The 26,224-nt window shown below is 66.3% G+C and carries 16 protein-coding genes, 1 tRNA gene and 3 pseudogenes; 7 read left to right on the forward strand and 13 right to left on the reverse strand.

From position 1 onward, the window contains the following. Positions 1-250 precede the first annotated feature (250 nt). The 3 genes and pseudogenes from QFZ70_RS12050 to QFZ70_RS12060 all read right to left on the reverse strand — a co-directional run bounded on the left by QFZ70_RS12050 (position 251) and on the right by QFZ70_RS12060 (position 2,891). Positions 251-1,232, reverse strand: a pseudogene (locus QFZ70_RS12050) (ribose-phosphate diphosphokinase). Continuing rightward, positions 1,232-2,713, reverse strand: coding sequence for a bifunctional UDP-N-acetylglucosamine diphosphorylase/glucosamine-1-phosphate N-acetyltransferase GlmU (gene glmU, locus QFZ70_RS12055; protein WP_307095867.1), 1,482 nt, complete (start codon positions 2,711-2,713; stop codon positions 1,232-1,234). The pseudogene QFZ70_RS12050 and the gene glmU overlap by 1 nt, the downstream one beginning before the upstream one ends. Before the next feature lie 106 nt (positions 2,714-2,819). After that, positions 2,820-2,891 (reverse strand) — tRNA-Gln (locus QFZ70_RS12060). A 189-nt stretch (positions 2,892-3,080) separates the two neighbouring features. Between QFZ70_RS12060 and QFZ70_RS12065 the strand changes: the two genes are divergently transcribed. Next, a complete protein-coding gene (locus QFZ70_RS12065; protein WP_307095869.1) occupies positions 3,081-3,707 on the forward strand; it encodes a TetR/AcrR family transcriptional regulator in 627 nt (208 codons plus the stop codon). 244 nt (positions 3,708-3,951) lie between these two features. Here QFZ70_RS12065 and QFZ70_RS12070 read toward each other — a convergent pair whose 3' ends face one another. The 5 genes from QFZ70_RS12070 to QFZ70_RS12090 form a co-directional block, all read right to left on the reverse strand. Continuing rightward, positions 3,952-5,781, reverse strand: coding sequence for an ABC-F family ATP-binding cassette domain-containing protein (locus QFZ70_RS12070; protein ID WP_307095871.1), 1,830 nt, complete (start codon positions 5,779-5,781; stop codon positions 3,952-3,954). 40 nt (positions 5,782-5,821) lie between these two features. After that, positions 5,822-6,784, reverse strand: a complete 963-nt coding sequence (locus tag QFZ70_RS12075) for a 4-(cytidine 5'-diphospho)-2-C-methyl-D-erythritol kinase (protein WP_307095873.1) — start codon at positions 6,782-6,784, stop codon at positions 5,822-5,824. Next, positions 6,781-7,653: a 16S rRNA (adenine(1518)-N(6)/adenine(1519)-N(6))-dimethyltransferase RsmA gene (gene rsmA, locus QFZ70_RS12080; RefSeq protein ID WP_307095875.1), complete on the reverse strand. Its 873-nt coding sequence runs from the start codon at positions 7,651-7,653 to the stop codon at positions 6,781-6,783. Before rsmA ends, QFZ70_RS12075 begins: the two co-directional genes overlap by 4 nt. Before the next feature lie 114 nt (positions 7,654-7,767). Beyond that, positions 7,768-8,955, reverse strand: coding sequence for a resuscitation-promoting factor (locus tag QFZ70_RS12085; RefSeq protein WP_307095877.1), 1,188 nt, complete (start codon positions 8,953-8,955; stop codon positions 7,768-7,770). A 280-nt stretch (positions 8,956-9,235) separates the two neighbouring features. Beyond that, entirely contained in the window at positions 9,236-10,141 is a 906-nt protein-coding gene (locus QFZ70_RS12090; protein ID WP_307095879.1) for a TatD family hydrolase, read from the reverse strand. 163 nt (positions 10,142-10,304) lie between these two features. On the opposite strand from QFZ70_RS12090, the gene QFZ70_RS12095 reads away from it, so the two are divergent. Genes QFZ70_RS12095 through QFZ70_RS12105 form a run of 3 tightly spaced genes read left to right on the forward strand, consistent with a single transcriptional unit; the run spans position 10,305 to position 15,368 of the window. Then, complete coding sequence (locus tag QFZ70_RS12095) at positions 10,305-11,429, forward strand: MoxR family ATPase (RefSeq protein ID WP_307095881.1); 1,125 nt, start codon at positions 10,305-10,307, stop codon at positions 11,427-11,429. 10 nt (positions 11,430-11,439) lie between these two features. After that, positions 11,440-12,876 carry a DUF58 domain-containing protein gene (locus tag QFZ70_RS12100; RefSeq protein ID WP_307095884.1) on the forward strand — a complete coding sequence of 479 codons (1,437 nt, stop codon included), beginning with the start codon at positions 11,440-11,442 and terminating at the stop codon, positions 12,874-12,876. Beyond that, positions 12,873-15,368 (forward strand): DUF3488 and transglutaminase-like domain-containing protein, encoded by a 2,496-nt coding sequence (locus tag QFZ70_RS12105; protein WP_307095886.1) that lies wholly within the window; start codon positions 12,873-12,875, stop codon positions 15,366-15,368. The genes QFZ70_RS12100 and QFZ70_RS12105 overlap by 4 nt, the downstream gene beginning before the upstream one ends. Positions 15,369-15,438: 70 nt before the next feature. On the opposite strand, the pseudogene QFZ70_RS12110 reads toward QFZ70_RS12105, so the two are convergent. Further along, a pseudogene (locus tag QFZ70_RS12110) lies at positions 15,439-16,939 on the reverse strand (NAD-dependent succinate-semialdehyde dehydrogenase). 182 nt (positions 16,940-17,121) lie between these two features. Then, the gene (rsmI, locus tag QFZ70_RS12115) at positions 17,122-18,063 is read right to left on the reverse strand and encodes a 16S rRNA (cytidine(1402)-2'-O)-methyltransferase (protein WP_307095888.1); all 942 of its coding nucleotides are present in this window, start codon (positions 18,061-18,063) and stop codon (positions 17,122-17,124) included. 46 nt (positions 18,064-18,109) lie between these two features. Here rsmI and QFZ70_RS12120 point away from each other — a divergent pair, with 46 nt between their 5' ends. Continuing rightward, entirely contained in the window at positions 18,110-19,837 is a 1,728-nt protein-coding gene (locus tag QFZ70_RS12120) for a dolichyl-phosphate-mannose--protein mannosyltransferase (RefSeq protein WP_307095890.1), read from the forward strand. Between the two features lie 65 nt (positions 19,838-19,902). Beyond that, on the forward strand, positions 19,903-21,729 hold the full coding sequence (locus tag QFZ70_RS12125; RefSeq protein ID WP_307095892.1) for a long-chain fatty acid--CoA ligase: 1,827 nt from the start codon (positions 19,903-19,905) through the stop codon (positions 21,727-21,729). On the opposite strand, the gene QFZ70_RS12130 is transcribed toward QFZ70_RS12125, so the two are convergent. Continuing rightward, positions 21,720-22,937, reverse strand: a complete 1,218-nt coding sequence (locus QFZ70_RS12130) for a TIGR01906 family membrane protein (protein WP_307095894.1) — start codon at positions 22,935-22,937, stop codon at positions 21,720-21,722. The genes QFZ70_RS12125 and QFZ70_RS12130 overlap by 10 nt on opposite strands. Before the next feature lie 138 nt (positions 22,938-23,075). After that, positions 23,076-24,070: pseudogene (locus QFZ70_RS12135) on the reverse strand (stage II sporulation protein M). A gap of 65 nt (positions 24,071-24,135) precedes the next feature. Between QFZ70_RS12135 and QFZ70_RS12140 the strand changes: the two are divergent. Continuing rightward, complete coding sequence (locus QFZ70_RS12140; RefSeq protein ID WP_307095897.1) at positions 24,136-24,936, forward strand: RDD family protein; 801 nt, start codon at positions 24,136-24,138, stop codon at positions 24,934-24,936. 3 nt (positions 24,937-24,939) lie between these two features. Here QFZ70_RS12140 and QFZ70_RS12145 read toward each other — a convergent pair whose 3' ends face one another. Beyond that, positions 24,940-26,178, reverse strand: a complete 1,239-nt coding sequence (locus QFZ70_RS12145; RefSeq protein WP_307095899.1) for an Ig-like domain-containing protein — start codon at positions 26,176-26,178, stop codon at positions 24,940-24,942. Positions 26,179-26,224: the final 46 nt, after the last annotated feature.

A 26,224-nucleotide genomic window follows, 5' to 3' on the forward strand; every position in this document is an offset into this window, starting at 1 on the left:
TCAGCAAGGGCGGAGGTCTGTCGCGACCTTCAACGCCGGGCGGCCGTGGCCGGACCATCTTCGAAGGGAGATTCAGACCCAGTCGATAACGGAGACTGCAGACCGGCTCCCGCAGGGGGTACCGGCGCTCTCCCTCGCCAAGGTATCGCTGGAAAGTCTACCAGCGGCGGACCCAAATACTGAAAACGGGCCCCGCCCCCGGCGGCAGATCAACTCAGCCGCCGCGCGCGGGGCGTAACCTCCTGAACCGCTAGGCCTTACCGTCGAACAGGCTGGTGACCGAGCCGTCGTCGAACACTTCCCGGATGGCACGGGCGATCAGCGGAGCGATGGACAGCACGGTCAGCTGCGGGAACCGCTGTGACGCGGTGAGCGGGAGCGTGTTGGTGACCACCACTTCACGGGCGCCGGACTCGGAGAGGCGCTGGGCGGCCGGCTCGGAGAAGACCGCATGCGTGGCTGCGATAATAACGTCCTTGGCCCCGGCGTTCTTCAGCACGTTGACGGCACCGGAGATGGTTCCGCCGGTGTCGATCATGTCGTCGATCAGGACGCAGGTCCGTCCCTCGATCTGGCCCACGACAGTCTTTGAAACAGCCTGGTTGGGGACGGTGAGGTCGCGGCTCTTGTGCACAAACGCCAGCGGGGCGCCGCCCAGGCGTTCTGCCCACTGCTCAGCGACGCGGACGCGGCCCGTGTCTGGCGAGACCACGGTGATGTTCTCGGCGTCCACCCGGGTGCGGATGTAGTCAGCGAGCAGCGGGATGGCCATCAGGTGGTCCACCGGGCCGTCGAAGAAGCCCTGGATCTGCGAGGTGTGCAGGTCCACACTCATGATGCGGTCGGCGCCGGCGGTCTTGTATAGGTCTGCCACCAGGCGGGCCGAGATGGGTTCGCGGCCGCGGCCTTTTTTGTCCTGCCGGGCATACGGGTAGAAGGGAGAAACCACAGTGATGCGCTTGGCCGAGGCGCGCTTCAGCGAATCGATCATGATCAGCTGTTCCATCAGCCAGTTGTTCAGCGGCGCGGGGTGCGCCTGGATGACAAAAGCGTCGGTTCCGCGGACGCTCTCGCCGGCACGGACGTAGATCTCACCGTTGGCGAAGTCGTAGGCGTCTACGCGGGAGGAGGTCGGTGCCGAGCTCCTTGGCGATCTCCCGGGCCAGCTCGGGGTGGGCGCGGCCTGTGGCCAGCACCAGCTTCTTTTCGCCGCGCGCCGTAATTTCGCTCATTATTGCTTGCCCTCTTCTGTAGATGCCGGGGTACTTGAGGTATCTGGGGTGGCTGCCTGGGCCAGTTCAGCGGAGCGGGTGCCGGGGCGGTTCGCGGCCACCCAGCCCTCCGTGTTGCGCTGGGCGGCAACCGTCAGCACGAGTGCGCCCGCCGGGACGTCCTTGCGGATCACCGCGCCGGCACCGCTGTAGGCACCGTCCCCCACGGTGACCGGGGCAACGAACACTGTGTTGGAGCCGGTCCTGACGCCGGAGCCGATCACCGTGCGGTGCTTCTTCTCGCCGTCGTAATTGGCCGTGATATTTCCGCAGCCGATGTTGGTATCCTCACCAATTTCAGCATCGCCGGCATAGCCGAGGTGGGACAGCTTGGAGCCACGGCCGATGGTGACGTTCTTTGTTTCGTAGAACGCGCCAATCTTGCCGCTTTCGCCCAGGACGGTGCCGGGGCGCAGGTATGTAAAGGGTCCGACGGCGGCGTGCCGGCCGATGACCGCCCCTGAACCGTGGGTGCGTACCACCTTGGCGCCCTCACCAATGGTGACGTCCGTGAGAGTCGTGTCGGGGCCGATGACGGCATCCCTCGCCACGGTCGTGGCGCCATGCAGCTGGGTGTTGGGCAGGATCCGGACGTCCTCGTCGAGGGTCACGGAAGAGTCGATCCAGGTGGTTGCCGGGTCTACCACCGTGACGCCGGCACGCATCCAGGCCTCCACAACCCGCCGGTTCAGCTCGGCGCCCAGGGCGGCAAGCTGGACGCGGTCGTTGGCGCCTTCAACCTGCCAGCGGTCGGCAGTGACGACGGCGGCTACGCGGCCACCTGCCTGCCGGGCCAGTCCGAGGACATCGGTGAGGTACTTCTCGCCCTGGGAGTTGTCGCTGGTGACGTGGGACAGTGCGTCGCGGAGGGCGGCAGCGTCAAAGGCGTAGATGCCGGAGTTGACCTCGCGGATGAGCCGCTCGGCGTCGGAGGCGTCCTTGTCTTCGACGATGCCGGTGACGGTCCCGTCGTCGCCGCGCAGGATGCGGCCGTAGCCGGTGGCGTCGTCGAGGACAGCCGTGAGGACGGTGACCGCGTTGGATTCGCGTTCGTGCGTGGCCACGAGCTCGGCCAACAGGTCTCCGGAAAGGAGGGGCACGTCGCCGTAGGTCACCACAACGGTTCCGGTGAGGTGCTGGTCAGCGTCCAGGGTTTCGAGGGCGACCTCCACTGCACGACCGGTGCCCGGGACGGCGTCCTGGTCAACGATGACGGCAGCAGGGTCCAGCCCGGAAAGGTGGCGTGCCACCAGGTCACGTTCGTGGCGGACCACGATGGCGAGCTGCCGGGGATTGATACTGCGTGCGGCCAACAGGGCGTGGCCCACCATGGACCTGCCGCCAATTTCATGAAGAATCTTGGGAGTGCGCGATTTCATCCGCGTACCGGCGCCTGCCGCCAGAACGATGACCGCGGCCGGGCCGGTATTCTCGGGGATCACGTACGGGCTCTCCTTGCTAAATGACGCTGGCGTTGTGCGGTGCCCGCGCGGCCTGAAGCCGTCCCGGCACCGAATGACATCCTACTGAACGCTCCTCGCACAGCAGTTCCGCCCATAGGATTCGAACCTATACTCCACGGCTCCAAAGGCCGGGGTGCTGCCATTACACCAGAGCGGACCGTGCCGAGGCGCTTCGCCTGGGCACAAGTAGTTATTTTGCCACGGGTTCGGGGCGCTGCGCGACACAGGCCGTTCAGGCCCCGGTCCCGCCACGTTTCTGCCCCGTCCCTGCCCCTGTCACGGCACTGTGTTCTGCACCGCAGGGCGGCTGCGATTCCGCCGGCAACGGGTAGTGCATGATGGAAATGTGAGCAACAACCCTCCGCGGACAAGGATGACCGGCCTTCAGCGGCGGAGCCAGCTGATCGACGTCGGACGGGGCCTCTTCGCAGTCCGCGGACTTGACGGCACCACCATCGAGGAAATCGCAGCCTCCGCGGGAGTATCCAAGCCGGTCATCTACGAACACTTCGGATCCAAGGAAGGGCTCTATACCCAGGTAGTGGACTTCGAGTTCCGCATCCTCCTGGAGGCCATCAGCGCCGCCCTTACCGAGGAGGCGAAGCCGCGCGTCCTCGTGGAACGGGCCGCCCTGGCACTGCTGACCTACATCGAGGACCGCACCGAAGGGTTCCGGATCCTGATGCGGGACGCCCCGCCGTCGCAGCCCGAGGGCGCCTTTTCCACCCTGCTCTCCCACGTCACCGCCAAAGTCGAGCACATCCTCTCCGACGAATTCGACCGCCGCGGCTTCAGCGCCCGGGACGGCGCCATGTACGCCCAGATGCTCGTCGGCATGGTCGCCATGACCGGCCAATGGTGGCAGGACAGCCGCGAGCCCGACAAACACACCGTTGCGGCACACCTGGTAAACCTCGCCTGGAACGGCTTGACCGGCCTTCAGAAGGAACCCGAACTCCAGTCGGAGGGGTGAGTGCCGGGTTCCGTCCGCGGGGAAGGGGGCCATCCTCTGCATGCTGGCTCGTTCCTCGCCTTTGACGCATGCTGCCGGATAACCCCCTTTCCCGCTCGTGAGGCGCCCTCAACACGCCGGGCCGCGGTCCTTCCGAAAGGAGCGCATCGCGGCGCATCGTGACGTGGAGGTCGCCCAGCGACCGCAGCGTCACCTATGCGCTGTGTCTAAGCGACGCGGAAGGGCCACGGGCCGGCACCCAAGGTTACTCGCCGAGGACCTCCAGGGCCTCTAACCATTCGAGTTCGAGGGCTTCGCGTTCGCCGGCGAGGTCCTTGAGCTTTTTGTTTTGTTCGGCCAGGGCGTCGAAGTCGTTGTCGGCTGTGCTCTTGACCATGTGGTCGTGGAGCTTCTTTTCCTGCTGTTCGAGTTTGCCGAGCTGGCGTTCGATGCGGTTCTTGGCTTTGCGGGCGTCCCGCTTTTCCGCTTCGGACGGGCCTGTGGGAGCCGTGGCAGCGGACGCTGAAGCACCACTGGTGACGGGGTTGCCGCCACCAGTGATGGTGGAACCGGCCAGGGCGGATTCCCGGAGTTCCAGGTACTGGTCCACGCCGCGCGGCAGGGCACGGATCTTTCCATCGCCCAAGAGTGCCATCTGGTGGTCGGTGACGCGTTCCAGCAGGTAGCGGTCGTGGCTGACCACAACGAGCGTCCCCGGCCAGCCATCGAGGACATCCTCGACTGCGGCGAGGGTATCGGTGTCGAGGTCGTTGGTGGGCTCATCGAGCATCAGCACGTTCGGCTCCCCCACGAGCAGGCGCAACAGCTGGAGGCGGCGGCGCTCACCGCCGGACAGATCCTTGACCGGCGTCCACTGCTTCTCGTTGGTGAAGCCGAGCTGCTCCACCAGCTGGCCCGCCGTAAACTCCTTGCCGCCCACGTTGAAGGAACGCTTCTCACGCTCGATCACTTCGATGACACGCAGGTCCGAGACGTCGTCGAGCTCTTTGACCTCCTGGGTCAGCACGGCGGTGACCACGGTCTTGCCGCGCTTGAGCTTGCCGGATGTGGGTTCAATCTGGCCGTTGAGCAGTTTCAGCAGTGTCGTCTTGCCGGCGCCGTTGACGCCCACCAGTCCCAGCCGCTCGCCGGGCGCGAGGCGAAGGGTGATGTTGTCGAAGAGTTTCTGCCCTTCGTCGCCGCCGAGGAAGTCCAGCGAGACGTTTTCCAGGTCCAGCACGTCCTTGCCCAGGCGTGCCGTGGCCATTTTGCTCAGTGCGGTGGAATCCCGGGGCTCGGGCACATCGGCAATGAGGGCGTTGGCCGCCTCGATCCGGAACTTTGGCTTGGCCGTGCGTGCCGGCGCGCCGCGGCGGAGCCAGGCCAGTTCCTTTTTGACCAGCTGCTGGCGCTTGCCCTCCATGACCGCCGCCGAGCGGTCCCGTTCCGCCCGGGCCAGCACGTACGCGGCGTAACCGCCTTCGAAGGGGTCCACGATGCCGTCGTGGACTTCCCAGGTCTTGTTGCAGACCTCGTCCAGGAACCAGCGGTCGTGGGTGACCACCAGGAAAGCGCCCTGGTTGGCACGCCAGCGCGTTTTCAGGTGCCGGGACAGCCAGGCGACGCCCTCCACGTCCAGGTGGTTCGTGGGCTCGTCGAGCATAATGACGTCGTGGTCCTCGATAAGCAGCTTGGCCAGGGCCACTCGCCGCTTCTGCCCGCCGGACAGGGCGTGGACGTTGGCGTGCCAGTCGACGTCGGATACCAGTCCGCCCATGATTTCGCGGATCTGCGGGTTCCGTGCCCACTCATAATCCGCCTGGTCCCCCACGATCGCCGCGCCGACCGTCAGGTCGCCGTCGAGCACGTCGCTTTGGTCCAGGTAGCCGACGTTTACGTCGCCGCGCTTGGTGACGCGTCCGGAATCGGGGGTGGACCGCAGCGCCAGCAGGCGCATCAGTGTGGACTTTCCGTCACCGTTCCGGCCAACCATGCCGATCCGGTCGCCCTCTTCAAGTCCGAGGGTGATGCCGTCCAGGACGGTGCGGGTTGCGTAGGAGACCGTCAGGTTCTCGCCGCCAAGAAGGTGTGCCAAAGGGAACTGCTTTCTGCTGCTGAGGTAGGAACTGAACGTCTTACAGAAGGATGTCGGACATGATGCGGGCCCCCGGAACCGGGCCGTGGACGGCGAGGGCGGTCAGGCCGTAACGCCGCAGGTTCTCCGCGAGGCCTTCGGCGGCTACGGGATCATCGGCCAACAGCGCGACGGTTGGACCGGAACCAGAGACGATGCCTGCAACGGCTCCGTGTGCTTCACCTATTCCCAGCGTATCGCGCAGTGAAGGCGACAGTTCGATGGATGCCCGCTGGAGGTCGTTGACCAGGACGCGGCTCAGGGCTTCGGCGTCCCCGCTGCGCAGGGCGGTGAGAATCTGCGGGTCCACTCCTGTTGGCTCGGCCACCTCGATGCCCTCTGCCGCCCGCATCCGGTCCAGCGTCCTGTACACCTCGGGCGTGGGCAGTCCGTAATCCGCCGTGACCAGGACCCAGTCGGTCTGGGCCTTGGCCAGTGCCGGGGACAGCTCGTCGCCGAGGCCCAAGCCCACCGCTGTTCCGCCGAGCAGGGAAAAGGGGACGTCGGCGCCAAGCTCGGCGGCAAGGTGCGCCAGTTCTTCACGGGACAGCCCGCTGTTCCAGAGTGCGTCGCAGGCCAGGAGCGTAGCGGCAGCGTCAGCGGACCCGCCGCCCATGCCGCCCGCCACGGGCACGCGTTTCGTGATTTCCAGGTGGACGCCGGTGGCGTGCTCGGACACGTCCGCCATGATGGCTGCAGCCTTGTACGCCAGGTTGTTCCCGTCCAGTGGAATATCGACGTCGTCCAGGTCCAGCGTGCTGTCCGGGCTGAGGCTCACCGTGATGCCGGGGGCATCAGTGCTGGTGGCCGCAACTTCCTCGTACAGGGATACGGCAAGGTAGACGCTGGCTACGGAGTGGTAGCCGTCGGGCCGGAGCGGTCCGACGTCCAGGGATACGTTGACCTTGCCCGGCGCTTTCGCGCGGACGGTGCGGGGGGCAAACCGTCCTGCCAGGGCGTTCACGGCCGGGCCTCACGGGCTTCCGCAATCTTCGCGAAGGCGGCGATGTCGATCACTTCGCCCCTCGCTGTGGGGTCGACCCCGGCGGCCACCAGGCAGCGTTCGGCTTCCGCCGCGCTTCCGGCCCAGCCCGCGAGGGCTGCGCGGAGCGTCTTGCGCCGCTGCGCGAAGGCTGCGTCCACCACGGCGAAGACCTGCTCACGGCTGGCGGTGGTGGCAGGGGGCTCGTGGCGGGTGAAGGACACCAGTCCGGAGTGGATCTTGGGGGCTGGCCAGAAAACGTTCATGCCGATGACACCGGCTTTGCGCATGCGGCTGTACCAGGCAGCCTTGACGGACGGCACGCCGTAGGTTTTGGATCCCGGGCCGGCAGCGAGGCGGTCCGCCACCTCGTCCTGGACCATCACCAGGCCGTGCTGCAGGCTCGGGAAGTGCTGCAGCAGATGCAGCACCACGGGCACGGCCACGTTATAGGGCAGGTTGGCCACGAGGGCGGTGGGCTGAACCGGAAGTTCAGTGACCTTCATGGCGTCTGCCTGCACCAGATGGAACGTTCCTGCTGCGGCCGGGCGCCATTCCTTGACCGTGGCAGGAAGTTTTGCGGCAAGGACGGGATCGATCTCCACCGCGACTACGGACGCCGCAGCATCCAGCAGACCGAGGGTCAGCGATCCAAGGCCTGGGCCTACTTCCAAGACGGTCTCGTCCGCACCAACGCCCGCCGCCGCCACAATCCTGCGGATCGTATTGCCATCAATGACGAAGTTCTGGCCGAGCGTCTTGGTGGGCCGGACACCTATCTCTTCCGCCAGCCGGCGTATGTCGGAAGCACCAAACAGCGGTGCGGGCGCGGCGGGGATCGGTTCAGTCACCTAGGTATCCTATCCCGCGCGCCACTTGCGGCCGGCCTGGTTAAATGCCGCGGCCGGACCCGGAAGATCCGGGTCCGGCCGCAATGCCCCGGTGGGGGCTTGAGCCAGGTTGCGTCAGCTGGTGGCAGCCCAGCCGCAGCCCCACGGCTGCAGGCCGCGCTGGGCGTAAACGCGGTTGGCGATATCGATCTGCTGGGCCTTGGTGGCAAGGCTGGCGTTGGGAGCGTACGCGCCGCCGCCGGATCCGAGCCAGGTCTGGATGTCGAACTGCAGTCCGCCGTAGTAGCCGTTGCCGGTGTTGATCGACCAGTTTCCGCCTGCTTCACACTGGGCGATCTTGTCCCACATGGCCTCGTTCATCATGGCAGGGGCGGCAGCACCCGTATTGGCGCCGGCACTGGCTGCCCGGGCAGGGGCCGCCGGAGCCGGGGCGGCCGGAGCCACGGGCTTGGCCTTGGTGCCCACCGTGATTATCTCGGTCACAGGCTGCGCGGTGACCGCTTCGGACACGAGGGTGCGTGATGCTTCGCGGCCATCAACCAGCACCAGCTTGAAGGTTTTTTCCACCTTGCCGGCGGCGCCTGCCTGGGTGACTTCCTTTTCACCCTTCAGCAGCTCAGCGCTCTCCTTGGTCTCCGACTTGAACGGGACCTCCTCCGCTGTCACCGCGGTCTTTGCCTTCACGCGGGACACCTTGATAACCATGTTGTTCACCACGTGGGCGTTTGCCGGCTGGGAAGTCCGGTCTTTGGCGCCAAGGGTAAGGCCTGCATCTTCCAGTACCTTGCCCACCGTGGCGGCAGTTGTGGTGGCGGTGTCCACTTTGCCGTCAGCAACAATACTCACGGACTTGGGAGTGGAGATGGAGACGAAGGACCCTGCGACCGAGAGCTGGGCGTCCTTGGGGACGGAGACCAGCGATGCACTTGCGACGCCGAGTTCGGTCACCAGTCCGGCAACGTCCTGGGCGGTGGTGTTCACCGTCTTTTCGGAGCCGTCCAGGCTGACCTTGACGGCCTTGGCCATGTTGACGTTGATGACCGTGCCGTTCTGGACCGTGGCATCAACGGACGGGGAAACCCGGTCCGCCGGCTTCAGCTCGACGTTGGCGCTCTTGACGACCTGCCCCACCGTCCCCCCGAAGGTTTGAACGGACGTTACCTTGCCGTCGACGTTCAGCGTAATGGTTTTGTTATTGCCGACGAAGGCTACGAGGCCCACCACCAGCGCGCACAGAACCAGGAGCTGGGTTCCAACCTTGATAAAGCTGAACTTGCCGTCCGTTGTGAAGAACTTGACCACGATTGCCCGTAACTTTAGGTCCTTCCGGGCACGGGGATAGCGCAATAAAATACCCGGCACCGCCTCGAAAGGGCTGGTCCGGGCATCATCGCACCGCCACACTGCGCAGCAGGCAGGCTGGAACCAGGCCCAGCAGATCCTGCTGCAGAAATGAAGTGAATTTGCCTGGTGGCCTTCCCCGACCCCGGCTAATTGATTCCTACTGTAACCGTAGCGTTATAAAGCGGCCAACATTTATGCATACCCGGTATCGCCCAGCGGGCCCCGGCGCTACGTGGTCTTAATCCCAGGATCCGTACGCGCGCACGGTATTCTCCTGGATTCCCGTGCACAGCTCCGCGAGGTCAGTGCCTGTCAATTCCGCCATCGAACGGACGGTGTACGGGACCATGTAACTGGCGTTCGGGCGGCCCCGATGAGGATGCGGCGTCAGGAACGGAGCGTCAGTTTCCACCAGTACCAGGTCGGGATCAGCCACGGCGAGCGCAGCCCGCAGGTTGGTTGCGTTCTTGAACGTCAGCGTGCCGGCGAAGGACATCCACCAGCCCTCCTTATTACAGATGGCAGCCAGCTCCTCATCCCCGGAAAAGCAGTGGAAAACCACGCGGTCCGGAGCCCCTTCTTCCTTCAGCACCTGCACTACGTCGCTGTGGGCATCCCGGTCGTGAATCTGCAGCGTCAGGTCCAGCCGCTTGGCAATGTCTATATGGCGGCGGAAGGAATGGCGCTGGTGGGCCAGGCCCGCCCCTTCGGTGCGGAAAAAGTCCAGCCCGGTCTCGCCGATGGCCCTTACCCGGGGATGGGCCGCCAACCGCTCGATTTCCGCCAGCGCCTCTTCCAGCTCGCCGCGTTCGGCATAGCGCGGAGCGTCGTTGGGGTGCAGCGCCACCGCGCCAAGGAGGCGCTCGTCAAGGTCCAGCGCCTTGACCGTGAACCGCGAGGATTCCAGATCGCAACCCACCTGGACCGCGCCCCGGACGCCCACCGCCTCGGCGGCATCGAGCGCCTCCTTGATACCCACCGGCGCTTCCCCGTCCGGGAAATCCAAGTGCGTGTGGTTGTCCATAACCGGCACCGGTAAAGGCTCCGGGGCAGGGGGAAACCCACGCTTCGGGGAGGTTCCGGATTCCTGGCCGCCGCCGGGGACAGAAGCTCGGTAGGCGGCAGGGATCAGCGGATTGCACATTTATCCACCCTAACCGGGATCGGTCGCCCACATTTATTGGAACTCTCTGTCAGCCGAAGCAGTTGTGTTAGTAGTCTGGTACGAACAGATGCGGACGCCCACCAATGGGCGAAGGCAGGGCTTGCTGTCCCGTCCAGGTGAACCCCTGGCTGAAAGGTTGCCGATGGAATCCCACCGACGCACTGCCAACGATGTGAGCGCTGCGAACCGCAGTTTGGCGGGGGTCGCAGACCCCGTCAGCCATCTCAACGGGCACCGGCCCACCCCCATGGACGGCGCGTCATTCCACGCGGCCAGCGAACGGATCCTGACGACCATCAACACGGTGATCGACGGAAAGTCCGACGCCGCGAAGCTGGCCCTGACCGTCCTGCTCGCCCAGGGGCATCTGCTCCTGGAAGATGTGCCGGGTGTGGGAAAGACACTTTTGGCCAAAACGCTCGCGAGGACCATCGACTGTACGGTCAACCGGATCCAGTTCACCCCGGACTTGCTGCCCTCCGACGTCACCGGCGTTTCCATTTACAACCAGGCCTCCCGGCTCTTTGAGTTCCGGCCCGGTGCCGTGTTCGCCAACATCGTGATCGGCGATGAGATCAACCGCGCCTCGGCCAAAACCCAGTCAGCCCTGCTCGAGTGCATGGAAGAGCACCAGGTGACAGTGGACGGCAATTCGTACCGGCTGGACGAACCCTTCATGGTGGTGGCAACACAGAATCCGATCGAGATGGAGGGCACGTATCCGTTGCCTGAAGCCCAGCGGGACCGCTTTATGGCACGCATCTCGATGGGCTACCCGGACAAGGACTCCGAGATTGAGATGCTTGAGACCCATCAGGCAACGTCCCCTCTAGCCCGGGTGTCGGCAGTAGTCACCACTGCCGAGGTGGCGGCCATGATCGCGACGGTACAGCAGGTCTATGTCTCGCAGGCAGTCAAGGAGTACACGGTGTCCGTGGGCAGGGCCACCCGGGAAAGCCCGCTGCTCCGTTTGGGCGCGAGCCCCCGGTCCATGCTGCAGCTGCTGCGCGCTGCCAAGGCAACGGCGGCCCTGGACGGACGCGACTTTGTGCTGCCTGACGACGTCGTGCATGTGGCGGAAGCTGTCCTGGCCCACCGGATCATCCTGGACCGGAAGGCCGCCGGCGCCGGTGAAACCCCGCACAGCGTCCTCCGCGGCATCCTGTCCCGGCTGCCGGTCCCGCACCGGCCTGCCGATCCAGGGAACAGGGCTCCCGGGTCCACGAACAGGACCACCCCTGTCGCAGGCATGAGCCGGAACCACTAGGCGGTTTCCCATGGCGCTGCTGGACAGACTGCCCCGACACCTCTTCACCCGGCGGGGCTGGGGAATGCTGGCAGCCGGGGCCGCGGCACTTGCCGCAGCGCAGGTGATGGGCCGCAGGGACCTGCTGAGCCTGGCTGTACTGCTGCTCGTCCTTCCAATGGTTTCCCTGGCGGGGATCCGGCTGGTGAAGCCCCGCTTCCAGGTGTACCGCGAATTCAACCCGTCACCGGTGGAGACTTCGGCCCCTGCCACCGTGCGGCTTGCGGTAGCCCGTACCGGGGCAGCCAGCGGCAGGGCCACCATGGAGGAAAGGCTGCCTTCCCGGTTCGGTGAGTCGCCTGCCTTCCGGTTTCCGTCCCGTTCGGCCACCGGCGGCACCAGCAGGTACGAGTACCACCTGCGCTCCGCCCAGCGCGGCCAGTTCCTTATCGGACCCGTGACCGCCGAGTTCACCGATCCGTTTGGGCTGTCCCTGCACCGGCAGGCAATTGACGATGGCGACACCCTCACCGTGACGCCCGCCGCCGTCGTGCTTCCTTTGACCGGGCTGGCCGGCGCCCGGGGCAACGACGGCGTCACGGCCACCAGGATCCGGGCCAACCCCAGTGACGACGACGTCATGACGCGCGAATACCGCCATGGGGACCCGATGCGCCGGGTGCACTGGACCGCTACCGCCCGCCACGGTTCCCTGATGGTGCGGCAGGAGGAATCCGTCACGACGCCGGAGGCCACGATCATTCTGGACCAGAGATTCGCCGCGTTCTCCGGCAACTCCGGGACGGTACCGCCAGGAAGCACAGCCCAGGATGGGCACTCCATGATCAGCAGCGAAACGTTCGAGTGGGCCGTAGTTGCCGCCATGTCCATCAGCGCACACCTCGCCGAGCGCAATTATGGCCTGCGGCTGCTGGACGCCCGGGGCGAACCGGCATTCCTCCGTTCAACCTCAGCCCCCGAACCTGAGGTTGAGGAGTACACCGGAGCCTCCGGGCTCCAGTCCATCGCTGAAAGCCTCGCGGCAATCCAGCTCACAGGGCCGCACGCCCGCCGCGATTCAGGTCGAAGGGACATTTTCGGATTCCGGGAATCCCACGGCTACCAGGAATCCGGACCGCCGCCCTTTGATGACAGCCTGATGGACAAGTTGTCGGCGCACAGGATGCGGGGACCCCTGATCGCAGTCCTGGGAAGGATCTCGTCGATGGAAGCCTTGTCACTCGCCCCGGCCGCCGGGTACGGCACCAACGCCTTCGCCATCGTTGTCACAGACCGGCCCGCGGAGTTCGAGGACGCTCTCGAGAAGCTCCGGCAGGGAGGTTGGCGTGCCGCCGCCGTGCCGCCGTCGGTATCCGTCGCAGGTGCCTGGAACCAGTTCGACCAGGACGTCGCCTTGCCGGAAACCCCGGCGACGGAGGTCCGGCGCGGAGCGGAGGTGGCAGGATGACCATTGCGCCGCCCCGGAATACCGGAACGGACCAGCACCCTGCACCGTCCGCCGGGAACGCGGCAGGGCGTACCCGGATTGGCCCCTACCCGTGGGCGATGGCAGCCTCCATCGCCGTGGGAGTGGCCGGAGCCGCCCTGTCCCTGAACGGAGTCCTGAGGGGCTGGGGCTGGTACTGGCCCGTTTTCACCACCGTGCTGGTGGTCTGCTTCACCCTCGCCGCCCTGCGTGCAGTGAGGGCCAAGCCCCTGCTGGTGACAGCCGGCGGGTTCCTTGCCCTGGGCGCCGCCCTGACCCTGACGTTCTTCCGCGGCTCCAGCGTTGCCGGCATCATCCCCACGGGAGCAACCCTGGCTGAGCTGGACCGGCTAATCCGCCGCGCCAGCGAAACCGTACTGTCCGAAACCGCACCCGTCGCCCCCAATGTGGGCATCGTGATGGTGGTCTGCGCCGTCCTGGGCCTGGCTGTCATCCTTGTGGACGCGCTCGCGGTGCCGCTGGGCATGCCAGCCGCCACCGGTGCGGGGCTGCTGGCCATCCTCGTGGTGCCAGCCATGATCAAGCCACAGAGCGTGGGCTTCTGGGGATTCACCGCGGCTGTGGCGGGGTACCTGATGATCCTCGCCTGCAGCCAGTGGTTTGTTCCGGACGCCCGGACCCCCGCCGATTCCGCCCGCAGCCCGGGCCAGGTCCGGCGGGCCGTTCTGACAGGCTCCGTGGCGCTGGTAGCCACCTTGCTGGTGCCGCTGGCAGTCCCTGGCTTCGACCAGGGCACCTTCCCGCAGGGTTCCCGCCTCAACCCGTGGGGCGCATCCACGGGCCTCAATCCGATGATCACCTTGGGCAACAGCCTGCGAACGCCTGCCGGCACCGGACGCATCACCTACGCCACGAATTCGACAGCACCGCTGTACCTGCGGTCAGTCACCGTGGACCATTTCGACGGAGACTCATGGGGCCCGGATGACCGCAACGCCTCCCGGCGCTCCCTTGGCAGCCGGATTGACCCCGGCTATACCGTCTTGGCGGACGAACAGCAGCCCGTGGTGACGGCAATCGATGCCGGAACCTTCACCAATCCCTACCTGCCGGCCCCGTACCCGCCGGAATCCGTGCGGGGCCTTGACGGCCGGTGGACCTGGGATCCGGCCACCCTGAGCATTAAGGGTACGGACGCCACCTCCCGGCGGCAGGAGTACCTGGTCCGGTCTTCGGTTCCAAAACTGACGGCGGGGCAGTTGGCCCGGTCTTCGGCAGGCGTGCAGGGCATCCCGGAGGACTTCACCAGGATTCCGGGCAACGTTCCCGAGATTGTCCGGACGACGGCCAGCGCCGTGGCCGGTTCCAGCGCCACGCCCTACGAGAAGGCCATGGCCATCCAGAAGTACCTCCGCTCCGCGGAGTTCACTTACTCCCTGCAATCTCCGGTGCAGGGCGGCTACGACGGAAACGGCCTCTCGGTCCTTGCTGATTTCCTGGACCAGAAAAGCGGGTACTGCATCCACTACGCGTCAGCCATGGCCGTGATGGCCAGGCTCGAAGGGATCCCCAGCCGGATCGCAGTGGGCTATGCCCCGGGCAGGTTGACGGGCGCCACCGTCTCCGTGGCAGGCGAGGGCGCACTGCCCGAATACGAGGTGGACGCCAGGGACGCCCACGCCTGGCCGGAACTGTACTTCCAAGGGTTGGGCTGGGTGCCATTTGAGCCCACGCCGTCCCGCGGGGTAGTGCCTGACTATGCTTCAGAAGCATCGGCTCCTTCAGCCCCGGGTGCCCTCGAGAACAATGACGACCTGGTCCCGGATGCCACCCCGGCTCCTGCCCCGGCACCAAGCGCCGCTCCCCTGCCCGCGCCGGGTGGAGGCGAAGGCACTGATGCCGGCGTGCAGCTCCTGCCCCTGTTGCTGGGCCTGGGCGGAATCCTGGGGGTTGCCCTTCTGGCCGCCGCCCCGCGCCTGGCCAGGACAGGCATCAGGGCACGGCGGCTTCGACCGGCAGATGCCGGCACGGCCGCAGTGCTGGCCTGGAATGAAATGGTGGACTTGGGGACCGACTATGGCCTGCCTCCAAAGTCCAGCGAGACCCCGCGCGCCTACAGCTTGCGCCTTCGCGACTCATCCCTGCTGGGTGAACCGGGAGGGATGGATGATGCTGCCCACCGGGCGGCGACTGCGTTGACCTCAGACTTCGAACGGCGCGAATACGGCAGGCCGCCGGAAGGGGCGGAGGCGCCGGAGGAGCGCACCGGACGCACCCGGGCCGCGGGCGCGGACCAGGAGGTGACCGGCGCCCGGATCGCAGCACTTGAGACGGCTTTGCGCGCCCATGCCCCCGCACTGCGGCGGTTGCGTGCCTTGTGGGTGCCGCCGTCGGTCATTGGACGGCTGGGACGCCTGCTGGCGGCACCGTTCCGGGCTGCCGGAGCAGCCATGGTCCAGGCAGCAAAAGCCGCCGCACGCTTCTGGTCAGCGCGCTGGTCTGCGCGCTCCTAATAACAAGCATGCGGCGGCTTTGCCGCCCGAGCGATTGCCGCCCGAGGGATTCGCCCCCCGAGGGAGGGGACTACCCGGCGTAGGGGTCTGCGATGCCGATGTACTGGGTGTAGAGGTATTCCTCGATGCCTTCGAGGCCGCCTTCGCGTCCCAGTCCGGACTGCTTGACGCCGCCGAACGGTGCCGCAGCATTGGAGATGACGCCTGCGTTCAGGCCCAGCATGCCGGTCTCCAGCCGCTCACCCATCCGGATGCCACGGTTGAGGTCCTTGGTGAAGACGTAGGCAACGAGCCCGTATTCGGTGTTGTTGGCCAGCCGCACCGCGTCATCTTCGCTGCTGAAGGTGATGATCGGGGCGACGGGTCCGAAGATTTCCTCGGACAGGATCCGGGTGCCTTCGGTGACGCCGGAGAGGATTGTGGGCTGGTAGAAGTAACCCGGCCCTTCCACCGGTCCCCCGCCCAGGACTGCCTTCGCGCCGGCGGAAACGGCGTCGGACACCAGTTCGTGGACCTTGTCCCGGCTCTTGGCATCAATCAACGGGCCCACCTTGGACTCCGGCTCGGTGCCGCGGGCGGTGGTCATTTCCTTCATCTTCGCGGCGAACTTCTCCGCGAACTCTGCGGCAACAGACTCGTGCACTATGAAGCGGTTGGCAGCGGTGCAGGCCTCGCCCATGTTCCGCAGCTTGGCAAGCATGGCCCCGGCGACGGCGGCATCAAGGTCGGCGTCCTCGAAGACCACGAACGGGGCCGTTGCCGCCGAGCTCCATGGACGTGCGCAGGACAGTTTCGGAGGCATCGGCGAGCAGGCGGCGTCCAACCTCGGTGGAGCCGGTGAAGGACAGCTTGCGGAGCCGGGAGTCCTTGATCAGCGGGCCCGTGGTGGCACCGGCCGTGGACGTGGGGATGACGTTCAGGACCCCGGCGGGCAGGCCGGCTTCCATCATGACGGCGGCGAACAGCTGGGAGGTCAACGGGGTCAGGTTAGCGGACTTCAGCACCATGGTGCAGCCCGCAGCCACGGCGGGGGCGATCTTGCGGGTGGCCATGGCCAGCGGGAAGTTCCACGGCGTGATCAGCAGGCAGGGACCCACCGGCTTCTTGGTGACCAGCAGCCGGGACTTGCCGTCCGGGGAGACGGAGTAGCGGCCGAAGGCGCGGACGGCTTCCTCCGAGAACCAGCGCAGGAACTCCGCGCCGTACGTGACTTCGCCCCGGGCTTCCGCCAGGGGCTTGCCCATCTCCATGGTCATCAGCAGCGCAAAGTCCTCGGCCCGCTCAGTCACGAGCTCAAACGCGCGCCGCAGGATTTCGCCGCGCTCACGCGGCGGGACCTTGGCCCAGGAGTCCTGGGCGGCGACGGCGGCGTCCAGTGCAGCGGCACCATCCTCAGCGCCGGCGTCGGCAATGCTCAACAGCACCTTGCCGGTGGCCGGGTCCTCGACGTCGAACGTTTTGCCCGAGGCGGCGGCGCGCCACTCACCATTGATAAGCAGGCCAGTGGGAACAGAGGCCAGAAGGGCGCTTTCGCGTTCTGCGGAAACGGCCGGCTGTGCAGTGACAGTCACGATGACTCCCTTGTCAGTAGGGTTGTTGCAGCCCCGGCGGCGGCCGGAGTAGCCGCCGTCGTCCTGGCTGATTAGTTGCCAGACTACTGCTGCGCCCGCGGTGGGTCTACGCCTTCACGCACTACCGAAACACGGAAGGGCTGTGCACCTGCACAGCCCTTCCCGGCCCTCTGGCTGCCCGGCTACCGGGCGGCCAGAACAGCTGAGTAGAGCTCCCGTTTGCTCACCCGGACGTCTTCGGCCACGGCGGCGACAGCCTCCTTGAGGCGGATCCCCTGGGCCACCAGCGCGTTGACAGCAGCCACGTGGTCCTCGGGTGTTCCTGGCTCCTGTTCAGGCGCGCCGGCCAGGACAACGGCAATCTCACCACGGACTTCGGTGGTTTCAGCCCATTGCAGGAGCTCGCTGAGCGAGCCTCGGATCACTTCCTCGTAAGTTTTGGTCAGTTCCCGGCACACGGCCACGCGGCGGTCGGGCCCGAAGCGTTCGCGCAGCGCCCGCAGCATCACCTCAAGCCGGTGCGGCGCTTCGAAGAACACCATCGTCCGGCGCTCCCCCGCAAGGTCCGCCAGGCGTGACGCACGTTCGCCTGCCTTCCGTGGCAGGAATCCTTCGAAGCAGAAGCGGTCTGTGGGCAGGCCGGACAAAGCCAGCGCCGTCAGTACGGCCGATGGTCCGGGTACGGCGGTGACCTTGAGCCCGCCTGCCACGGCGCCCTCCACCAGCCGGAACCCGGGATCGGACACCGAGGGCATCCCCGCGTCGGTGACCATCACCAGCGTCTTGCCGGCCCGTACCTGTTCCAGCAGCTCCGCAGTCTTTGTTGCTTCGTTGTGCTCGTGGTAGCTGATCACCCGCCCGGCCACAGTGACGCCCAGGCTTTGCACCAGCCGGTGCAGGCGCCGGGTGTCCTCAGCGGCAACAATGTCCGCCGTGCCCAGCAGCTCCACCAAGCGGGCAGAAGCGTCGCCCGTGTTGCCGATCGGGGTGGCCGCCAGCACGATCCGCCCGCCGGCCGGCGTTGGCACCGCGGCTGCCTCCGGCGCCTCTGACGGCTGCCCTCCGGCTTCCTCGTCGGTGATGGCGGTGCCGGATTCAGGGAAGGGGCTGGGGTTAGGGTCCACGCCACCAGCCTACTGCTGCGGGGCGCGGCCAGCCGCAAAAGGTAGCATGGGGCTCGTGACGCAGACCTCGACGCGGCCGGCCGGGGCCGAATACGCCACATCCCCGGCGTCCAGCAGCTCTTCCTCCGAAGCTGGAAGCCAGCCCGCGGCCCGCCCTGCCCGGCCCTGGGTCAAGCGTCCAGCTGAGGCCTTCACTGCGGGGTCCCTGCGCACCCGGCTGCTCGGGCCTGTCCAAAGCTGGAGGGACTACCCGCCGTCGCTGCGGCTTTGGTTTTTGCTGGTTCCTGTCCTGACTGCGGCAGCCGGGGGCGTCCTGCGGTTCGTCCGGCTGGAGACGCCGCACAAGCTGGTCTTTGACGAAACCTATTACGTCAAGGACGCCTACTCGTACCTGATCAGCGGTTATGAGCGCAGCTGGCCGGACAAGGCCAATGACTCCTTCAACGCCGGGAACCCCGGCATCCTCCTGGATTCTCCCGAGTACGTGGTCCACCCCCCGGTGGGAAAGTGGATGATTGCCGCCGGCATGTCGGTCTTCGGCGCCGACAACTCCTTCGGCTGGCGTTTCGCCGCAGCACTGACCGGGACCCTGTCCATCCTGCTCCTGTCCCTGATAGCGCTGAAACTCTTCCGTTCACTTCCCCTGGCAGGTGCCGCCGGGCTTCTCCTGGCCGTGGATGGCCACCACCTGGTGATGTCGCGGACATCGCTGCTGGATATCTTCCTGATGTTCTGGATCCTTGCAGCGTTTGGGGCCTTGCTGATGGACCGGGATGACGGCCGACGGCGGCTGGCTGCCCGGCTGGGCAAGGTTGCCGCCGCCAACGGGGGACTTCCCACCACCGCCCAGCTGCTGTCCGGACCCTGGCTGGGCATCCGCTGGTGGCGGGTCGCAGCAGGTATCTTCCTGGGCCTTGCCGTGGGAACCAAATGGTCCGGCTTGTTTTTCCTGGCCGGTTTTGGCATCCTGACCGTCCTGTGGGACCTCAGCGCCCGGCGGGTGGCGGGGATCCGCGGCTGGATCAGCGGCGGGGTCATCAAGGACGGCATCCCGGCGTTCCTGAGCATGGTTCCGGTTGCCGCTCTTGTCTATACCGCCACCTGGACCGGCTGGTTCCGCTCAGACAACGCGTACTTCCGCCGCTGGGCGCAGAGCAATCCGTCCGCTGAGTGGGGCTGGCTGCCGGATTCGGTCCGGTCCCTGGCGCACTACCATCTGGAAGCCTATAAGTTCCACCAGGGCCTGGGCTCCGAGCATCCGTATGAGGCAAGCGCCTGGAGCTGGCTGGTGATGGGCAGGCCGACGTCGTTCTTCTACGAGTCACCGGAACGCGGCACTCCGGGCTGCGACGTGGACAAGTGCACGTCCGCCATCCTGTCCGTGGGAAATCCCCTGATCTGGTGGGCGGCAGCCATATCACTGGTGGTTCTCCTGTTCTGGTGGGCAGGACGCCGCGACTGGCGGGCCGGAGCAGTGCTTGCCGGGGTGGCCGCCGGGTACCTTCCGTGGTTCATGTACCCGGAGCGCACCATGTTCTACTTCTATGCGGTGTCCTTCGAACCGTTCCTGGTGCTGGCCCTCGTGTACTGCCTGGGTCTGGTGCTGGGGAGGACGACGGATCCGCGGTGGCGCCGCCGGTCCGGCCTGTACCTGGTGGCCCTGTTCGTGGCCGCCGCAGTCCTGCTGGCAGCCTACTTCTATCCCGTCTGGGCCGCCGAGGTCATCCCGTACCAGGAGTGGCGGCTCCGGATGTGGATGCCTTCCTGGATCTAGGGCAGGATGGCAGGAGACCTTGACGGAGCCGCTGCCGCGGCATGGCAGCGGAACGGAGACCTGCTGTGAGGGAAGCGAGCACCGAACTGCTGGTTGAGCTTGATGCCGCCAGCAACGTCACGGATCTATTGCTCGAGCAGCAGGCCGTCAATCCTGCCCACGCCCTCTACCGACGCAAGGGGCCCAACGGCTGGTTTGACGTGACCGCGCAGAAGTTCCTGCAGGATGTCAGTGCCCTTGCCAAGGGCCTGATCGCGGGCGGCCTCGAACCCGGCGACACCGTGGCGGTTATGTCCGCCACCTCCTACGAATGGACGCTGGTGGATTTCGCCATCTGGTTTGCCGGCGGCGTCACCGTTCCCATCTACGAAACGTCCTCGGCCAGCCAGGTGGAGTGGATCCTCCATGACGCCGGCGTGCGGCGTGTCTTCGCCGAGGACCGTGCCAAGGTGAAGCTGGTGGCCGCTGTCCTGGCCGGTTCCGAACTCCTCCGCGACCGGCTCATCAACGTTGTCCGCATGGACTTCGAGGGCGAAGCCCCGAACCTCGCGAGCCTGGCCGCCGCCGGAACCGGTGTCACCGACGCTGAGCTGGAACGGCACCGGAGCCGGGCAGGGCTGAACGACGTCGCTTCCCTGGTATACACGTCGGGCACCACCGGCAAACCCAAAGGCTGCGAAATCACCCACGGCAACTTCGCCCTGGTGGCCCGGAACATCGTCGCTTTCCTCCCGGAACTGCTGCTCCAGGACCAAGCCCGCACGCTGATGTTCCTGCCGCTCGCACACGTCCTTGCCCGGGCGGTCCAGGTAGTCTGCCTCTCGGCCGGTGCCACGCTCGGGCACACGGGGGCGGCCCGGCTCCTCGAGGACCTGGCATCGTTCCGGCCAACGTTCCTTCTGGTGGTTCCGCGGATTTTCGAGAAGGTCCGTGCCACCGCGGGGCACAAAGCAGCAGTGAGCGGCAAGGCCCAGCTTTTCAGAGCCGCCTCGGCAACTGCCATTGAGTACTCGCAGGAGGAAGACAAGCGCAGCCGGGGCGAGGGCAACGGTCCCGGGCTGCTTTGCCGGATCCGCCACGGAATCTATGACAGGCTGCTCTACCCCCGGCTCCGGCAGGCCTTCGGCGGCCACGTGGGATACACCGTGTCCGGGGCCAGTGCCTTGGCAGCCGAGGACGCCCATTTCTTCCGCGGCGCGGGCATTCCCGTACTGGAAGGCTACGGCCTGACCGAGACCACCGCGCCGTGCACCGTCAACACGCCCTCCCGCACCCGGGTGGGTTCAGTGGGGATCCCCATCCCCGGCACTACCGTACGGGTAGCGGAGGACGGCGAAATCCTGGTCAAGGGAATCGGCGTCTTCCGGGGTTACCACGCCAACCAGGCCGCGAACGCAGAGGCTTTTGTGGACGGCTTCTTCCGCACGGGCGACCTCGGGCACCTTGACTCCCAGGGGTTCCTGACCATCACGGGCAGGAAGAAGGACCTGCTGGTGACCGCCGGCGGCAAAAACGTTGCCCCCGGGCCGTTGGAGGAACGGATCCGCGCCCATCAGCTGGTGGCCCACGCGGTGGTAGTGGGTGACGGAAAGCCGTTTGTCTCGGCGCTGGTGAGCCTGGACCCGGAAGGCCTGGCGAACTGGCGCTCCGAGCAGGGACTGCCACCCCTTGCCGTCCGGGACGCCGTCACGGACCCACAGGTGGCTGGAGCGATACAGGAGGCTGTGGACCAGGCGAACCAGCTGGTGTCCAAGGCAGAATCGATCCGCAGGTTCAGTGTGCTGGACGCCCAGTTCACGGTCGAGTCAGGACACCTGACGCCCTCCCTCAAACTGAAGCGGTCCGCCGTCGTGCATGACTACGAAGGCGAAATCGCCACGCTTTACTCCTGATCCACTGACTTACCCGCTGACTGACCTGCTGCCTGATTTGCTGACTGATCTGCTGACTGATCTCCTCCAGCGGGTTGGTGGTCCTTAACGAGGCCGCGGCGCCGGCGGGTGGGCCAAGTAAGGATCAGCGTGACGAGTGCGGTCAACAGCACCAGGCCCGCGATCACGATCCCGGCGTCGATCCAGAACTGGCCGGGGAACAGCCGGATCAGGGTGTCATCCAGGCTGAAAGTCCAGGAACCATCGGCGAAGAAGATCCGGTGGAACTCAGTAAAGAACTGCTGCCAGCCCAGCACGGCCAGCGAACCCAGCCCCAGGATCAGGACCAGCGTGATGATCGAGCCGGCGAACAGGCCCCTGCGGACTCCCCCGGTGCTTCGCTTGCGCAGGTAGAGGACAGCGATGATACTCACCAGGACCAGCAACACGCCGGCACCAAAGGTGGAGAGGATCACCAGCTTGACGTCCGCCATGTGGCTGACTTCGCCGTCCTTGAACAGCTTGTCGCCGCCGCGGTGCACCAGGTCCCCCAGGTAGCGCGGGCCGGACCAGTTGCTGAGGTAATCGACGGCGTACGAGCCGTAGGTCATCCTGTCGTCGGTGCTGAATCCGTAGCCGTCGCCGGGAAATCCGGGCCGGTTGTACTCCACCCAGAGGAACAGCGGGCTGGTCACTGCACGTACCGCAAGGATGAGCAGGATCAGTGGGAAGAAGATGGCAAGCAGGACCTGCATCACCCGCGGGGCTACCGGCTTGGCGTTGGCCGCGCTCTCCCGCTGCGCTTTGCGGCGCTCCACCTCTTCCTCGGGCGGACGGACCTGCAACGCGGAGGTGGGGAGCGGTTCCTTGAAAATAGGCGAGCTGCCATGTCCGGACTCGGGTTCCCCATCTGCGACGGCGGCCTCTGCGGCTTTCCGGTCAGCCCGGCTCTCCGGCTGGGCGGCCTTGCGGGTCTCCGGAGCCGTGACGGTTGAGCCGGCGGCCGCGGTCCCGGTGTTTACCGGCGTCGATGCTTTCCTGTCCCCGGCGGATTCCCCCGGCGCTTCTGCGGCCGGCTCATCGAAACTGTCGGCTGCAGGAGTCCCGGTGCCCGTACCGGCGGGAGTCATCCAGGAAAACGCCGGCTCGTCAGAGTCCCCTGACGTGTCCAGGACCGGTTCCGGCTGCGGCTCGGCGCGCCTGGCGCGGGCAGGAGTTTCGTCTTTCACAGCAGCGTCACTTCCGTTGGGATTCCGCGCCAGGTTCTGGGTCCGCCGGCGCGCTTTATCTGTTGACGAGCCTACCGTCCGGGCTTCCGGCTGGGCGAGGAACCACCCCGGCGGGATTACAACGATTCGAGCAACGCTTCACGCAGCGATTTCCGAATAGCCCGCGTCCTCGCGGCGCAGGTCGCCGCGCGTTCGCCCGCGAGGTAGGCTGGCCGTCCGCAGGCGAGGACATACAGCCAGTAGGCGGCCAGCACCGCGGCTCCGATGGTGATCTTTGCCCAGACCGGCAGTCCACTGGGGGTGACGAACCCTTCCACCAGGCCGGAGACGAACAGCACCAGGACCAGTCCCAGGGCTACCGTGATCAGGGACCTGCCCTCCTCGGCCACGGCCCGGCCGCGGGTGCGCGGGCCCGGCGACACCATCGCCCAGAAAATCCGGAGTCCTGCAGCGCAGGCAATGAACACTGCGGTGAGTTCCATCAGGCCGTGCGGCAGGATGTAGCTGTAGAAGACGTCGGACTTTCCGGCGGCCGCGAACATGCCGGCGGCTATACCAACTCCTTGGGCGTTGCTGAACAGGATCATCGGTACCCACACTCCCGTGATCCCCAGGGCCACGGCCTGCGCGCTGATCCAGGCGTTGTTGGTCCAGACGGCGCCGGCAAAGGAGGCCGCGGGGTTCTCCGAGTAATAGTTGATGAAGTCCTCCTCGACGTACTGCCTGGCCGCCGCCTCGGACGCCACCGCGCGCAGAGCCTCAGGGGACGTGCCGATCCAGAGAGCGTAGGCCGCCCCGATGAGGACAAAGACCGCCCCGCAGGCCAGGGTGAGCCAGGTGAGCCGGTAGAAGGCGGCAGGAAGGGCCACCACAAAAAACCGCGCCAGGTCCTCCATCACGTTGGACCTCGCACCGGTGAAACGGGTCCGGGCCTGGGCAAGCGTCGCGGACAGGGAGGCGGACAGGCCGCTCTCCGGCGCCAGCGACCGGATAAGGGAAAGGTGGGAGGACGTGGACTGGTACAGCGTCAGCAGTTCATCTGCTTCCGGCCCGCTGAGCCTGCCTTTGTAGGCAAGCTCGTGCAGCCGGGACCACTTGTCCGCGTTGACGGCGGAGAACGCGTCCATATCCACGGCACCAGCCTAGCGGCCCGCCATAGACTATGAGCGTCCCATCAGCCGCGAGGAACAGGAACAGTGTGAGTTCGATAATCACCGGCGAGGCCGTGGTCCTGGAACTGCGCCCCGCATCCTTTGCAGCCCGCGCGCTGGGCCTGCTTTTGGACATGGCCTTGAGCATCATTTTGCTGGTGGTGATCCTGTTTGGACTGGCGGCCGCGGGTGAAGACCTCGACGACGCGGCGATGCGGGCCCTCGTGGTGGCCAGCGTGGTTTTCTGCCTGGTGATTGTGCCAGTGGCGGTGGAGACCCTGAGCCGCGGGCTCTCGCTGGGCAAGCTCGCAGCAGGCCTCCGGGTTGTGCGGGAGGACGGCGGCGCCATCCGGTTCCGCCACGCACTCATCCGCGGGCTGACCGGTTTTCTCGAGATTTACCTGACCTTCGGTGGGCTGGCCATCGCTGTGGCCCTGTTCAATGACAGGTCGCGCCGGCTGGGCGACCTGATGGCGGGGACCTACGCCATCCGCAGCCGTGTCCCGGTTGAAGAATATCCGCCGGTGCTTGTTCCGGCCCGGCTCCGGTCCTGGGCATCGGCGGCGGATATCGGCCGGATTCCGGATGCGACGGCGCGCCGGGCATCCCAGTTCATCCGCCAGGCCGGCCGGATGGCGCCACTGTCCAGGGCAGGCATGGCGGCGTCGATCGCAACTGAGCTCTCCGCCCACGTGGCCCCGCCGCCGCCTGCCGGGACCAGCCCCGATGACTACCTGGCCGCCGTCGTGGCGGAGCGGCGGAACAGGGAGCTCGCCCGGTTGTCCCAGGCACGACGCCGGAGCGCTGAGACCGGTGAGCGGCTGCACCGGCTGCCTTTCGGCAGCTGAGCGCTAGTTGGCGTATTCGCTCCACGGGATGTTCCAGTCGCCGAACCCGTCGTCGTGGGCTGCGTAGTCGCCTTCAGTATTGACGATCTGGACAACGTCTCCGGTGCCCATGTTGTCAAAGACCCAGGCAGCGCCGTCGGGGGCGAATCCGATGCAGCCGTGTGAGACGTTGGTGTTGCCGATGAAAGGGAAGGCGGACGGCAGGGCCTGGTGGATGTAGGCGCCGCTGAGGGTGAGCCGGATGGTGTATTCCACGTCGACGTTCCCGTAGTAGGCCGGATCGCCGGGCTTCAGCCCGATGCTCGAGGCCCGGAAGTGGTCGTAGCGTTTCTTCTCCATCAGCACGCCGTAGCCGCGGGCGGACGGGAACCGTTTGTCCCCCATGCTCACCGGCAGCGTCTTGACCACCCGGTCGTTGACGCGGAGGGTGAAGGTGTGGGCTGCCGCGTCCGCCACCGCTACCTTTTTGTCGCCGATGGAGACGTTCACCTTCTTGTTGAAGTTGGCGATCTGACCGTTGCCCAGGTCCACGCCGAACAGCTGCATGTCCATGGTGATGGTGGAGTTTGCCGCCCAGAAGTTTTCCGCCCGGTATCGGACCATGGTGTCGCTGTGCCAATGGAACGCGCCCGCCTGGCCGGCGCTGCTGGTGATTTTAATGGCCTTTTCCACGGCCTCACGGTTGACCACAGGTTCACTGAAGATCACCTGCAGCGGCTGCCCGACACCCACCTTCATGCCGTCCAGCGGGTAAATGGCTGCATCCGCCTCGTGGGAACTGGAAACCGTGCTGAAGGACTGCGTGGTGCTGGTCTCGCGTCCGGCTCCATCCTTCACCACGTAGGTGTAGCTGTAGTCAGTGTTGAACTTCAGCGGGCCGGAAGCCGTCCAGCCTGTCCCCGCGGCGTCGATGCTGCCCTCCACCGTCTCGCCGGAAGTGCTGGTGAGGGTGACGCGTTCAATGGTCCCGTCGGCCACCTTCAATGACACCGGGGCGGCCGGGTTTACCTGCTTGGCACCGTTGGCCGGGGCGGCGTCGAGCTTGACCGGGGCAATCACGGGCACAGCGATGCCGGGCGAGGTCCTGGCCGCGGACCCTGCCTCGGATTCGATGGCCTCGCGGGCCATGCCCGGTGCCACTGCAGCGAACACGCCGCCCACAGCGGCGAGGAGGCACACAGCCACCACCACAAGTATTTTTTTCACACGACCCGCCCGGCGGGATTGGACTTCGGGCTCCATATTTTGATCCTAGGCGCAGAAAGTAACAGCCCGGGCACTCTGGGCG

The sequence above is a fragment of the Arthrobacter sp. V1I9 genome, assembly GCF_030817075.1.
Taxonomy (GTDB): Bacteria; Actinomycetota; Actinomycetes; order Actinomycetales; family Micrococcaceae; genus Arthrobacter.

Excerpts from the sequence above, each read along its gene's own strand:
- QFZ70_RS12100 (WP_307095884.1), top strand. The coding sequence starts at position 11,440 with ATGGCGCTGCTGGACAGACTGCCCCGACACCTCTTCACCCGGCGGGGC.
- QFZ70_RS12090 (WP_307095879.1), bottom strand. The coding sequence starts at position 10,141 with ATGTGCAATCCGCTGATCCCTGCCGCCTACCGAGCTTCTGTCCCCGGC.
- QFZ70_RS12120 (WP_307095890.1), top strand. The coding sequence starts at position 18,110 with ATGGGGCTCGTGACGCAGACCTCGACGCGGCCGGCCGGGGCCGAATAC.
- QFZ70_RS12095 (WP_307095881.1), top strand. The coding sequence starts at position 10,305 with ATGGAATCCCACCGACGCACTGCCAACGATGTGAGCGCTGCGAACCGC.
- QFZ70_RS12145 (WP_307095899.1), bottom strand. The coding sequence starts at position 26,178 with ATGGAGCCCGAAGTCCAATCCCGCCGGGCGGGTCGTGTGAAAAAAATA.
- QFZ70_RS12105 (WP_307095886.1), top strand. The coding sequence starts at position 12,873 with ATGACCATTGCGCCGCCCCGGAATACCGGAACGGACCAGCACCCTGCA.